This window comes from Microbispora hainanensis, assembly GCF_006874475.1.
Taxonomy (GTDB): domain Bacteria; phylum Actinomycetota; class Actinomycetes; order Streptosporangiales; family Streptosporangiaceae; genus Microbispora; species Microbispora hainanensis.
The window spans coordinates 171,578-183,617 of the sequence record NZ_VIRM01000003.1; the positions used below are offsets into that span (position 1 = coordinate 171,578).

A 12,040-nucleotide genomic window follows, 5' to 3' on the forward strand; every position below is an offset into this window, starting at 1 on the left:
TCAGGACAACCGGATCCCCCCTATAGGAGTGGATCTTCTTCGTCGCCGATGATGGACCACCTGCGACGACGCCGCGCCGGCCCCGTGGGCCACCGGAAATATCGTCGCCGTCCCGCAATGTCGCACTTCGCTTGGTTATGCTCCAAACGAATCCATGATCGTTGGGGAAGGGCGGGCGATGGGCAACAGGGCCGGCAGCTGGAACTGGACGCACCGCGATCCCGACTATCTCCCCCCGGAGATCGACACCACGAAGCCCAGCATCGCGCGTGTGTACGACGCGTTCCTCGGCGGCAAGGACAACTTCGCGGTGGACCGCGCGGTCGCCACGGAGGGCATGCGGCACTTCCCCGACCGCGGCGAGGGCGCCCGCAACAACCGGGCCATGCTGTTCCGCGGTGTGAAGTACATGGCCGAGCAGGGCATCGACCAGTTCCTCGACATCGGCTCGGGTCTGCCCACGATGGACAACACCCACTCGGTCGCGCAACGGATCAATCCCGCCGCGAAGGTCGTCTACGTGGACAACGACCCCATCGTGCTGGCCCACGCGCGGGCGATCCTGCAGACCGACGCGCGCACCCGCGTGATCACCGCGGACATGCGCGAGCCCGAGGTGATCCTCAACCACCCCGAGGTCGAGGGCTTCCTCGACTTCTCCCGCCCCATCGGCCTGCTGCTGGTGGCCGTGGTCCACCACCTCGCCGACGCGGAGGACCCGGACGGCCTCGTGGACACCTACAAGGCCCGCCTGGCCCCGGGCAGCTACATGCAGCTCACCCACTTCTGCTCCTGCGCGCCCGAGATGCGCGAGCTTGAGGCGGTGCTGCTGCAGATGCTCGGCACCGGCCGCGCCCGGGACATGCCCGAGATCGTGCGGTTCTTCGACGGCCTCGAACTGATCGAGCCCGGCGTGGTGCACGTGCCCGAGTGGCGTCCCGAGAAGCCCGTGCACCACCCCCTCGACCTCGGCGGCATCTGCGTCGCCGGCGGCGTCGGCCGCAAGCCCTGACCAGCCGGAACAGCGTCCTCTTCGCGGGCGTGCCCACCGGCTGAGGCGGTTCACAGCAGCGCGGCGAACCGGGCCGCGACGAGGTCCCAGCGCCACTCCTCCTCGATCCAGGCCCGGCCCCGCTCGCCCATCGCGCGGGCTCGGGCCGGGTCGGCCAGCAGATCGCCCAGGGCGCCGGCCACCGCCGTGTGCGACGTGCCGTCGACCACCAGGCCCGTCTCGCCGTGCCGTACGGCGTCGGGGGCGCCGCCGGAGGAGCCCGCGACCACGGGCAGCCCGGTGGCCGACGCCTCCAGGTAGACGATGCCGAGGCCCTCGACGTCGAGCCCGCCGAACCTGCTGCGGCAGGGCATGGCGAACACGTCGCCCGCGTCGTAGTAGGCCGGGAGGGACGCCCACGGGACGGACCCGGTGACGACCACCGAATCGCGCAGGCCTGACCCGGCCGCCGTCCGTTCCAGCGACCGCCGCAGGGGGCCGCCGCCGACCAGGAGCAGGACCGCGCCGGGCACCCGCCGCAGAACGAGCGGCCAGGCCCGCAGCAGCACGTCCTGGCCCTTGCGCGGCACCAGCCGGGAGACGCAGACGACCACCGGCCGGTCACCCAGGCCGAGGGACGCGCGGACCCGGTCGCCGCCCGCCCCCGGACGATAGAGGGTCGTGTCCACCCCGGGCGCGAGCCGTACGAGCCGGGAGGCGGGGACGACCCGGGCGATCCGGCGGCGGGTGTACTCGCCGAGGTAGGTCACGACGTCGGCTCCCGCCCCGATGCGGCGCAGCAGGGCGCGCGCGCCCGGCAGGCGGGCCCACGACGCCTCGTGCCCGTGGGTCAGCATGACGATCCGGCCCGCGCCCGCGGCGCGCAGGACGGGAGCGAGCAGCCCCAGCGGCGCCGCCGCGCCGAAGACGACGGTCGCGCCGTCCTCCACCAGCGCCGCCGCCCGTCTCGCCACCGCGCGCGTCGGCAGCATCAGCGAGGAGGGATGGCGGACCACCTCGTACGGCTGGCGGGCGTCGAACTCCTCGCACCCCTTCCAGCGCGGGGCGTACACGACCACGGAGCCGGGCGGCCTGCGCGCGGCGAGGCCGTGCACGAACGCCTGGATGCCGCCCGGTCTGGGCGGGAAGTCGTTCGTGACGATCAGCGTCCGCTTCGTCATCCTCACCCCCGCTGCCGGCGTGATCACGCGGTCCGCCCGCGCCGCCCCGAGAACGCATTGTCGCAGTCCCGGCCGGGCCGGCGCGGTGCGACGATCAGGGCCGGGCGAGTCGCTCGCGCGCCCACGACCGCCAGGCGCGCGTCAGTTCGTCGGCGGTCAGCCCGAGCTCCTCGCGCAGGGCGGCGCCGATCTCCTCGCGCAGCGCGGCGCGATAGAGGGCGACCAGCCTCGGCTCGCCGAACCGGGCCGCGATGTAACGGCAGGCGAGCCACGCCTCCTCGTACGCCTGGGCGGGCCTGGCAGCGAAGTCGGCGGGCCCCGGCAGACCGCCGAGCGCCGCTCTCCCGGCCGCGACGTCGGCGGCCAGCTCGGCGGCGACCGTACGGACCGGCAGCCCGCTGTCCAGGTAGCCCACGTAGTCGGCGAAGCCCTCCATGAGCCACATCGGCACCGCGCGGGGGCCGGCGGTCGCGACGTGCGTCAGCTCGTGGGTCACGACGACCAGGCGGCCGGTCGCGGACAGGCGGGCGAAGGCGGCCGGCTGCACGATCACGCGGCCGCCGGTGGCGAGGGCCGCCAGGCCCTCCACCTTCGCCGGCGCGGCCAGCACGGCGGCCTGCTCCTCGGTGCGCGGCACGAGGACCACCGCGCCGCCGCGACCGCCCCAGACCCTCGTGACCGTACGGCCCGCGCGGCCGGCCAGCGCGGCGATCTCGGCGACCAGCGGCCGGGGCGACCCGACGACGACGGCCCGCTCGCCCCTGGCGACCGAGGCGCCGGTCCACATGCCCGGATGCTCACGTACGGCGGCGCGGGCGTCCAGCCGCAGGGCGCGCAGCGGGTCGGGCGGCGCCGCGGCGGCGGGCCCGGCCAGCAGCGCGGCCAGCGCGACGGCCACGGCCGCGATCCTGCGGGGAGGGACCCCCTGGGGCGCGGCTTCGGGCCCGCGCCGGTCGGCTCCGGCGCGCACGCTCGGCACGCCCGCGGGCACGCCGCTCGTGACAGTCACGCCGTGCATGCTAGCCAGCACATGTCACGGCCCCGTCCACCTCGGCGAGGTGAACGGGGCCGTAAGGACGGCGCAGGTCGAGGGGGCTTGGTGACCGGTGCCCGTCAGACGCCCGGACGGACGGCACCCACGAAGGTGCTCCTCCGGTAGGCGTCCAGCTTGTCGATCCTGACCCGCGTGCCGCTGTGCGGGGCGTGGATCATCCTGTTGTGCCCGACGTACATGCCGACGTGGCCGCCGCCGCTGGTGAAGATGAGGTCACCGGGCTCGAAGTGCCCCCAGGACACCTTCTTCCTGACCGCGCCGCGGATGGACCACGTGGTGCGCGGCAGCCGTACGCCGGCCTTGCGCCAGGCGTACTGGACCAGGCCCGAGCAGTCGAACGCGCCCGGTCCCGTGGCTCCGTAGCGGTAGGGGTCGCCGATCTGCTTCTCGGCGGCCTTCACCGCGCGGCGGGCCTTGGCCCGCTGGAGCGAGGCCCTGCTGATCTTCCGCTTGGACGTGTGCTTCTTGGTCCGCTTCTTCGCGGCGGCGTTGCGGGCGGCGGTCTTCGCGCTCTCCTCGGCGCCCGTCTTCGTGGCCGTCTTCGTGGCCGTCTTCGTGGCCGTCTTCGTCGCCGTGGCCGTCTTGACGACCGTGACCGTCACCGGATCGGCCGCCGTGCCGGCCGCCGTGCCGGCCGCCGCCGGAGGTGCTCCGACGACCCCTACGGATGCCGTCAACGCGGCACCACTAACGGCAATTCGGGCAAGACGGGACAGACTGGGGGTGGTAGACAGGATCTCTCCTCGGGTCTTCCGCTCACGCCTACCGGGTTAGCTGACGGGTTCGGGCGGGGAAGTCGCCCTACGGCGCGCGATGCGCCGATTCACCCCGGACCTTCGTGTGAAGGTCGATGGTTCCCCGGCTCCGTGCCTCCTGACTGCACGGACTCGGCTGGTCATCGGCGTCGGGGGGATCCCGCGAGGGGGAGGGTGATGAAGGACGCCGATGCCGGTGGATGACTGCGACCGGCCGGCCGGACCGGGACGCGTGGCGGCGAGGCGTGCTCGCCGCGGCCCAGAAGCTACCGAGGACTCGCGGCGTTCGGCAAAGCGCTCCGGCCGGATAAAGATCGCATAACGAAGGTCGTGGAGAAGAAATCGCAGCGTACCCACACCGCGAATGCCTCAAATGTGACTCTGCTCACAATCTAGACAACAAGCGCCGATGGGGTCACATTTGCCACATCAGTCACAGATCATCGCGGAGACGGCCGGGCCCTCAGGGGCGTACGGCTCCGATCGCGTGATACTCGGCGAGTGTGACGACTTTCACAACATCGCCGGTCTGCGGGGCGTGGACGACCTTCCCGTCGCCGGCGTAGATGCCGACGTGCCCATATCCGGCGTGCCAGAGCAGGTCGCCCGGCTGGAGGTCGTCGAGCGAGACCCGGCGGCTGGCGCCCCAGGCCCACTGCTCGTAGCTCGTCCGGGGCAGCCGCACACCCGCCGCCTCCCACGCGGCCTGCACGAGCCCGGAGCAGTCCCAGGCGCCCGGCCCGGTGCCCCCGTAGCGGTAGGGCTTGCCGATCTGCTTGTAGGCGAACTGGAGGGCGGCCAGCGCGTTGCCTGACGCCGGCCCGTTGTAGACGACGCCGGCGCTGTTGGGGTTGCCGGGGTTGAACGTCCCGAGCGAGCGCAGCAGCTTCATCTGCTCCCGGACGAGCTTGTCGACCTTCTCCTTCTCGTCCGCTAACTCGTCCTTGACGTCAGCGGCCTCCTGGTAGACCGCCTTGCTCTGGTTGCGGCGGTCCTTGAGGTCCTTGATGGCGCCCTCGTACTGCTTGAGCCGCCCGGCCCGCTCGGCCGACATGTGGTTGAGCGTGGCGAGGCCGCTGAGCATGGCGTCGGGGTTGGAGCTGTAGAAGACGCCGCCCCACGACCCCATGTCGCCGACCTGGTAGCTGCTGACCGCCATCGAGACCAGCCCGGAGCGCAGCGACTCGACCCGGGCGTTCTGCTTCTTGTAGTCCTCGTTGATCGTGAGGTACTTCTGGCGGGCCTTCTTCCACTTCTCGTTGGCCGCGTTATAGCGGTCCACGAGCTGGTCGGCCTGCGCGTTGAGCTTGCTCAGCTTCGCTTTGGCCTGCGCGACGGTGGGCTTCGGATCCGCCTGCGCGCCCGTCATCGGAGTGAGCAGGACCACGGCGGCCAGACCGGCGGCCACCGGCACACGCCCTCGCACTGAGCCCCCTTGAGGATGAACCTCTTAGATCGACGAAACCTGCGGCGCGACTCTATCTAGGCGATCTTGAAGCTTCAACCTATTCGCAGGTATTCGCGGCACTCGTCACCTACTGTGACGCCGCAGGTCCGGGGCGTGCGCGGAGGGCGTCAGCCGCGGCCGAGACGGCGCAGCAGCAGGAGCGAGGGCACCGGCCGGGCGCCCATGCGGCGCACCGACTCGGCCACCTCCCGGTCGGAGGAGACCACCGCGATGGCCCGCCCCGGCGGCTCCGCCCGCACCAGCGTGCGGATGAGGTCGTCGGCGATCTCCCCGGGCGCGCTGAACATCACCCGCACCCCGCGCGGCGCGGACACCTGGACGGGCCCGTTCAGCTCGGCGCCGTCGAACACGCACGTCACCTCCGCCCGCGTCTGCACGGCGAGCCCGCCGAGCCCGGTCAGCAGCCGGGCCCGCTGGTCGGCCAGGGTCAGCGAGGGATAACCGGTCTTGGTCACGTTGTAGCCGTCGACGATCAGATGCAGGTGAGGGATGGCCAGGAGCTGGTCGAGGAGCTGCGGATCGTCGTTGGCCAGCGCCCGCGCGGGCACGGCCGACACGCCCGGCTCGCCGGGCAGCACCGCGTTCACGTAGTCGGCCGGCCTGCTGATCGTCGTGGGCAGGCCGAGCTCCTTGCGCAGCCCGGAGGCGGCGTCCTGGAGCGCGTCCAGCAGCACCCGCACCCGGGCGTCCTCGATGCTGCGGCCCTCGCGGGCGGCTCTGCGGCTTGCCTCGAGCTGGCGCTCGGCGTCCGCCAGGCGCTCCTTGAGCCGGCGCAGCTCGGTCTCGGCCGCGCCGTTGGCGCTCGCGGCCCTGGCCCGCGCCTCGGCCGTCTCGGCCTCCAGCTCGGCCGCCCTGGCCTCGGCGGCCCTGACCCGCTCGCGGGCGTCGTGCAGCTTGCGCCGCAGGTCGGAGTTCTCCGCGCGGGCCGCCTTGAGCTGCTCGCGCACCCGGTCGATCTCCTCCTTGGCGGAGGCACGCTGCGCCGCGAGCTGCTCGCGCAGCCGCGTCTCCGCCTGCTCCCGCTGGGTGCCCGCGGCGGCGGCCTGCTCCAGGTCGGTCCGCGCCTGCTCGACCAGGTCCGGCCAGCCGGGCGGGCGGGTCAGGTAGGCCGCCGCCGCGACCAGCACCGGCTCGGCCGCGGGGGGCACCGTGCCCTCGGCCAGGCTCCCCACCAGCTCGGGCCAGGCGGTCTCCACCGCCTCGGCCACCCGCTCGCGGAACTCCTTGTCGTTCTCCAGCTGGGCCGCGATCGGCGCGCTGCCCAGACGGGCGCGCTTGCGCGGGTCGAACCTGGCGATGTTGCGCAACGGCGGCGGCACGGCCGCGGCGGGCATCGAGCCCAGCACCTGCGCGGCGACCTCCACCACGTGTAAACGGACCTGCTCGGGCAACGGACGAGACAGGCCTTCTCCGGCTGAACTCATCTCGTCGCTCCTCGGCCGTGTCCTACAGATCTTCTGCCCACTGCGGTCGCCCCGGCGGCGCCTCGCGGTGCTGTCGCCCCCGAATGCGAGAACGTCCCGATGTCCGGCGTCCCCGAGGCGTGAGCCTCACGGCGCGCCCACCGGACCGCCCTCACACGGCAAGATCTGCGAGACACTCCCATGTTCCTGTCTTCTTTCAAGGGTACGGCCGTCACACCGTGACCATGTCGCGTTCATGATCCGTGACGGCGTCCCGCACCGCCGGGGCCGGGCGACGCACAACCCCTTCGCGGGCGGCCCGATTCCCGTCCGTACGCTTGTCGCCGTGTTCACACCGCCCTACCCGATAACGACTCCCCGCCTGGCCCTGCGCCCCTTCGCCGAGACCGACCTCGACGACCTGTACGCCTTCCACTCCCTGCCCGAGGTCACCCGATATCTCTACTGGGACGCCCGTACGCGGGAGGAGACGAAGGCCGCGCTCGACCGGAAGATCGCCTGCGCGTCGCTCGGAGAGGACGGCGACGTGCTCAGCGTGGCCGCCGCACTGGCCGGCGGCGGGCCCGTGATCGGGGACCTCACGCTGTTCCTGCGCAGCCGCGAGCACCGCCAGGGCGAGATCGGCTTCGTCTTCAACCCCGCCTACCAGGGCCGCGGCCTGGCCACCGAGGCGGCCCGCGAGATCCTGCGCATCGGGTTCGAGGGCCTCGGCCTGCACCGGATCCACGGCAACTGCGACGCGCGCAACACCGCCTCCGCCCGCCTCATGGAACGGCTCGGCATGCGGCTGGAGGCCCATCTGGTGGAGAACGAGTTCTTCGCCGGGGCCTGGAGCGACGAACTGGTCTACGCGATGCTGGCCCGCGAATGGCGCGCCGGAGCGGCCTCCGCGCAGCCGCCCGCCTGACCGTCGCTTGACCTCCGCATGGGGTGGGGGCGGCAATTGTCGGTCGGGACTTCTATGGTCATGGGCGTGGATGCGGTACAGGGCACGCTGGACGAGCTCGGCACTCCCCTGCGGGAGGTGACGTTCGTCGTCTTCGACCTGGAGACCACGGGCGGATCGTCCGCGGAGCACGCCATCACGGAGATCGGCGCGGTGAAGGTGCGCGGCGGCGAAGTGATCGGCGAGTTCGCCACGCTGGTCGACCCCGGCGGCCCGATCCCGCCGTTCATCTCCGTGCTGACCGGCATCACCGACGCGATGGTCGTGGCCGCGCCGAAGTTCTCCGAGGTGCTGCCGAGCTTCCTGGAGTTCATCGCCGGCGCCGCGCTGGTGGCGCACAACGCGCCGTTCGACATGTCGTTCCTCAAAGCGGCGTGCCAGGTCAACGGCTACCCGCCCCCGGCCAACCCCGTGGTGGACACCGCCGACCTCGCGCGCCGCGTGCTGACCCGCGACGAGACGCCCAACTGCAAGCTGGCCACCCTCGCCCGGGTCTTCCGCAGCTCCACCGAGCCCTGCCACCGGGCGCTGGCGGACGCGAAGGCCACGGTCGACGTGCTGCACGGCCTCATCGCGCGGGTCGGGTCGCTCGGCGTGCACACGCTGGAAGACCTGCGCGGCTTCGTGCGCGCTCCCACCCCGGAGCAGCAGCGCAAACGCCACCTCGCCGACGGGGTTCCCGGCGTGCCCGGCGTCTACATCTTCGAGGACGCCAGGGGGGAGGCGCTCTACATCGGCAAGAGCTCCAACCTGCGCAACCGCGTGCGCAGCTACTTCACGGCGAGCGAGACCCGCTCCCGCGTCCGCGAGATGGTCGGCATCGCGGAGCGGGTCAGGACGATCGTCTGCGCCACCGCGCTGGAGGCGGAGATCCGCGAACTGCGGATGATCGGAGCCACCAAGCCGCGCTACAACAGGCGGTCCCGCTTCCCCGAGCGGGTGGTCTGGCTCAAGCTGACCGACGAGGCGTTCCCGCGGCTCAGCGTCGTGCGCGAGGTGAAGGACGACGGCGCGACCTATCTCGGCCCGTTCGGCAGCAGCCGCACCGCCGACGACGCGCGGACCGCCATGCACGAGGCGTTGCCGCTGCGCCAGTGCACCGAACGGCTGTCGCCCCGCGTGCGCCGCCCCGCCTGCGCGCTCGCCGAGATCGGCCGGTGCGGCGCGCCGTGCGAGGGCCGCGAGAGCGAGGAGAGCTACGCCCGCCACGTCCGCCGTGCGCGGCACGCGATGGAGCTCGACGCGGAGGCGGTCTTCTCGGCGATGGAGGCGCGCATGAGCCGCCTGTCGGCCGAGCAGCGATACGAGGAGGCGGCCGTCGACAGGGACCGGCTCGCGGCCTATGTCAGGACCGCCGCGCGCATGCAGCGCCTGCGCTCCCTGACCGGCATCCCGCAGATGGTCGCGGCCAGCCCCGCCTTCGACGGCGGCTGGGACATCCACGTCATCCGGCACGGCAGGCTCGCCGCGGCCGGTGTGATGCCCCGGGGCGCCCATCCCACGCCCTACGTGGACGCGCTGGTCGCCACGGCGGAGACGGTCGTCCCCGGTCCCGGGCCCACCCCGGCCGCCAGCGCCGAGGAGACCGAGTGCGTGCTGCGCTGGCTCGACTCCCCCGGCGTGCGCCTCGTCCAGGTCGACGGCACCTGGAGCCTTCCGGCGTACGGCGCGGGGCGGCTGGTCGAGCGCATCGAGCGCGCCTACCGGCACCAGCGCGGCGACCGCCGTGAGGGACGGCCCCTGCGGTGAGGCCGCGGGGGTGGCACTAAGGTCGGGGGCGACAGACCCGAGCCGCGAGACAGCAGGAGAGACGCGCATGGTCACCGCGATCGTCCACATCAAGGCGGACGTCGACAGGATCCCCGAGGTCGCCCAGGCCATCGCCGAGATCGAGGGCGTCAGCGAGGTGTATTCGATCACCGGCGAGTTCGACCTGCTGGCCATGGTCAGGGTCGGCCGCTACGACGAGGTGGCCGAGGTCGTGCCCGGCCGCGTCAACAAGGTGCCGGGCGTGCGGCACACCGAGACGCACATCGCCTTCCGCACCTACTCCCGTCACGACCTGGAGGCGGCCTTCTCCATCGGCCTCGCCGACGCCGACTGACCCCGCCCGGCGGCGGCGAGGCGCCGGTTTCGAGGCGGCCCGAGCGCGCGGGGGATCAGGCGGCGGATCAGGCCGGACGCAGCAGCCGGACGCGGACCTCGAACCCGCCGGGGAGCGGGTGCGCGGCGACCGAGCCGCCGAACAGCGCCGCGCGCTCCCAGGTGCCGACGAGCCGGTCACGCGGCAGCCCGTCGTCGTGGACGACCACCTCGAGGAGGGCGGGCAGCCACCGCAGCGTGACCGTCGCCGAGCGGGCCGTGCCGTACCACAGGGCGCCGCCCAGCGCCTCCTCCACGATGCGGTAGGCCGACAGCTCCAGCGTCGGGCCGCTCCCCCGGGCGCCGACCTCGGTGAGCGAGACGGCGAGCCCGCTCGCACGGAAGTCGTCGAGCAGCCGCGGCAGGTCTCCGAGGCCCGGCTGGGGGCCGCGGCGCTGCCCGTCCATGCGCAGCAGGCCCATCAGCCGGCGCAGGTCGGACAGGACGCGACGGCCCGACTCCTCGGCCTCGCGGAAGGTCTGCCGCGCCCGTTCCGGATCCTTGTCCATGATCACCCGGCCCGCTCCCACGCCCAGCGTGATCACGCTGAGGTCGTGGGCCACCAGGTCGTGCAGTTCCGAGGCGATCCGCAGGCGTTCCCTGACGACGTCGGCCCCGGCGGCGAGGCTGGTGGGACTGAGGTGGGCGGGCCTCCCGGGCCGTACGCCGACCGCGCCGTCCGTGCTCTCGGCCCGGGCCTGCCGGCCGCCCCTGGCGCCGTCCCGTCTCCGGCAGACCGCGCCGAGGCGGCGTTCGGCGGAGGGCGCACCGCGGAGACCGGCGGCGAGCAGGGCCATCGCACCGCGGGCCGACGCGGCCCAGCGGTGGATGGCGCGAAGGGCGAGCAGGCGCATCATGGCCCGAACGGTACGGCTCAGGCCGAACCCGGCACGTCCCCATCACGGCGGACGGCCGATCCCTCCCGCGGTGGAGGTGATCGGGATCAGAAGCGCGATCAGGCCTTTCCGCCGAGCGCGCGGCTGATCTCGATCCAGCGCTCCAGCGTCTGCGCGGCCCTGCCCGAGTCGACCGCCTCGACCGCGCGGGCGTACGCCGCGCGCAGGTCACCGGTCAGGTCGTCGCCCGGGCCGTCGTAGGCGACCAGGCCGGCCGCGGCGTTCAGCAGCACCGCGTCGCGCACCGGCCCCGTCTTGCCGCGCAGCAGGTCGCGCACCGCCGCCGCGTTGAACTCGACGTCGCCGCCGCGCAGGTCGCCGGGCTGGGAGCGCGGGATGCCGAGGTCGGCCGGGTCGATCGTGGTCTGGGTCGCGGTGCCGTCGCGGACGACGAAGACCGTCGACGGGGCCGCGGTGGACAGCTCGTCCAGGCCGTCGTCGCCCCGGAAGACCAGCGCCGACACGCCGCGCTCGGCGAAGACCCCGGCCATGACCGGCAGCATGCGCGCGTCGAACACGCCGATCGCCTGGGCGGCGGGGCGCGCGGGGTTGGCCAGCGGCCCGAGGAAGTTGAACACCGTCGGCACGCCGATCTCCTTGCGCGGCGGGCCGGTGAAGCGCAGCGCGGGGTGGTAGACGGGCGCGAAGCAGAAGGCGATGCCGGCCTCCACCGCGACCCTGGCGGTGGTCTCCGGCGACAGGTCGAGGGCGACGCCCAGGTGTTCGAGCACGTCGGCCGCGCCGCACAGCGAGGAGGCGGCCCGGTTGCCGTGCTTGACGACCCGGGCCCCGGCCGCCGCCGCGACGATCGCGGCCATGGTCGAGACGTTGACGGTGTGCGCCCGGTCGCCGCCGGTGCCGACGATGTCGACCACCCGCCCTTCGACCGTGAGCGGGGTCGCGCGCTCGAACATGGTGCGGACGAGGCCCGTCACCTCGGCGACGGTCTCGCCCTTGGCCCGCAGGGCGACGGCGAAGGCCGCGATCTGCGCCGGGGTGGCCGACCCCGACATGATCTCCCCCATTACCCAGGCCGTCTCGTCGGCCGTCAGGTTCTCGCCCGCCAGCAGGGCGTTCAGCGTGGAGGGCCAGGTGGTGCGCGTGTCCATGGTGGGCTCCGCGGATTCGATGTGGAGTCGGGTCGGCGTGTCGGCTGTGCGGCGCGGCCGGGAGGCCGGGACGC

General features: G+C 73.3%; 11 protein-coding genes and 1 riboswitch. Of the genes, 4 read left to right on the top strand and 7 right to left on the bottom strand.

All coding sequences use genetic code 11. The features are described 5' to 3' along the window. The first annotated feature begins 154 nt into the window (after window positions 1–154). Complete coding sequence (locus FLX08_RS03735) at window positions 155–1,012, top strand: SAM-dependent methyltransferase (RefSeq protein ID WP_244312345.1); 858 nt, start codon at window positions 155–157, stop codon at window positions 1,010–1,012. 50 nt (window positions 1,013–1,062) lie between these two features. Here FLX08_RS03735 and FLX08_RS03740 read toward each other — a convergent pair whose 3' ends face one another. From FLX08_RS03740 to FLX08_RS03760, 5 genes are all read right to left on the bottom strand, one after another. Continuing rightward, entirely contained in the window at window positions 1,063–2,172 is a 1,110-nt protein-coding gene (locus FLX08_RS03740) for a glycosyltransferase family 4 protein (protein WP_142616759.1), read from the bottom strand. Window positions 2,173–2,266: 94 nt separating this feature from the next. Beyond that, window positions 2,267–3,181: a hypothetical protein gene (locus FLX08_RS03745; protein ID WP_142616760.1), complete on the bottom strand. Its 915-nt coding sequence runs from the start codon at window positions 3,179–3,181 to the stop codon at window positions 2,267–2,269. Window positions 3,182–3,285: 104 nt separating this feature from the next. Then, complete coding sequence (locus FLX08_RS03750) at window positions 3,286–3,903, bottom strand: C40 family peptidase (RefSeq protein ID WP_244312347.1); 618 nt, start codon at window positions 3,901–3,903, stop codon at window positions 3,286–3,288. A 71-nt stretch (window positions 3,904–3,974) separates the two neighbouring features. Further along, window positions 3,975–4,129, bottom strand: a riboswitch (cyclic di-AMP (ydaO/yuaA leader). A 315-nt stretch (window positions 4,130–4,444) separates the two neighbouring features. Continuing rightward, the gene (locus tag FLX08_RS03755) at window positions 4,445–5,407 is read right to left on the bottom strand and encodes a C40 family peptidase (RefSeq protein ID WP_142616761.1); all 963 of its coding nucleotides are present in this window, start codon (window positions 5,405–5,407) and stop codon (window positions 4,445–4,447) included. Window positions 5,408–5,556: 149 nt separating this feature from the next. Next, on the bottom strand, window positions 5,557–6,873 hold the full coding sequence (locus FLX08_RS03760) for an NYN domain-containing protein (RefSeq protein ID WP_142616762.1): 1,317 nt from the start codon (window positions 6,871–6,873) through the stop codon (window positions 5,557–5,559). Between the two features lie 235 nt (window positions 6,874–7,108). On the opposite strand from FLX08_RS03760, the gene FLX08_RS03765 reads away from it, so the two are divergent. The 3 genes from FLX08_RS03765 to FLX08_RS03775 all read left to right on the top strand — a co-directional run bounded on the left by FLX08_RS03765 (window position 7,109) and on the right by FLX08_RS03775 (window position 9,923). Further along, window positions 7,109–7,780: a GNAT family N-acetyltransferase gene (locus tag FLX08_RS03765; protein WP_244312349.1), complete on the top strand. Its 672-nt coding sequence runs from the start codon at window positions 7,109–7,111 to the stop codon at window positions 7,778–7,780. Between the two features lie 60 nt (window positions 7,781–7,840). Continuing rightward, window positions 7,841–9,568 (top strand): DEDD exonuclease domain-containing protein, encoded by a 1,728-nt coding sequence (locus FLX08_RS03770; RefSeq protein WP_167530261.1) that lies wholly within the window; start codon window positions 7,841–7,843, stop codon window positions 9,566–9,568. A 67-nt stretch (window positions 9,569–9,635) separates the two neighbouring features. Continuing rightward, window positions 9,636–9,923 carry an Lrp/AsnC family transcriptional regulator gene (locus FLX08_RS03775; protein WP_142616764.1) on the top strand — a complete coding sequence of 96 codons (288 nt, stop codon included), beginning with the start codon at window positions 9,636–9,638 and terminating at the stop codon, window positions 9,921–9,923. Window positions 9,924–9,990: 67 nt separating this feature from the next. On the opposite strand, the gene FLX08_RS03780 is transcribed toward FLX08_RS03775, so the two are convergent. Then, entirely contained in the window at window positions 9,991–10,818 is an 828-nt protein-coding gene (locus tag FLX08_RS03780) for a sensor histidine kinase (RefSeq protein WP_142616765.1), read from the bottom strand. Between the two features lie 98 nt (window positions 10,819–10,916). Next, on the bottom strand, window positions 10,917–11,966 hold the full coding sequence (trpD, locus tag FLX08_RS03785) for an anthranilate phosphoribosyltransferase (RefSeq protein ID WP_142616766.1): 1,050 nt from the start codon (window positions 11,964–11,966) through the stop codon (window positions 10,917–10,919). Between the last annotated feature and the right edge of the window lie 74 nt (window positions 11,967–12,040).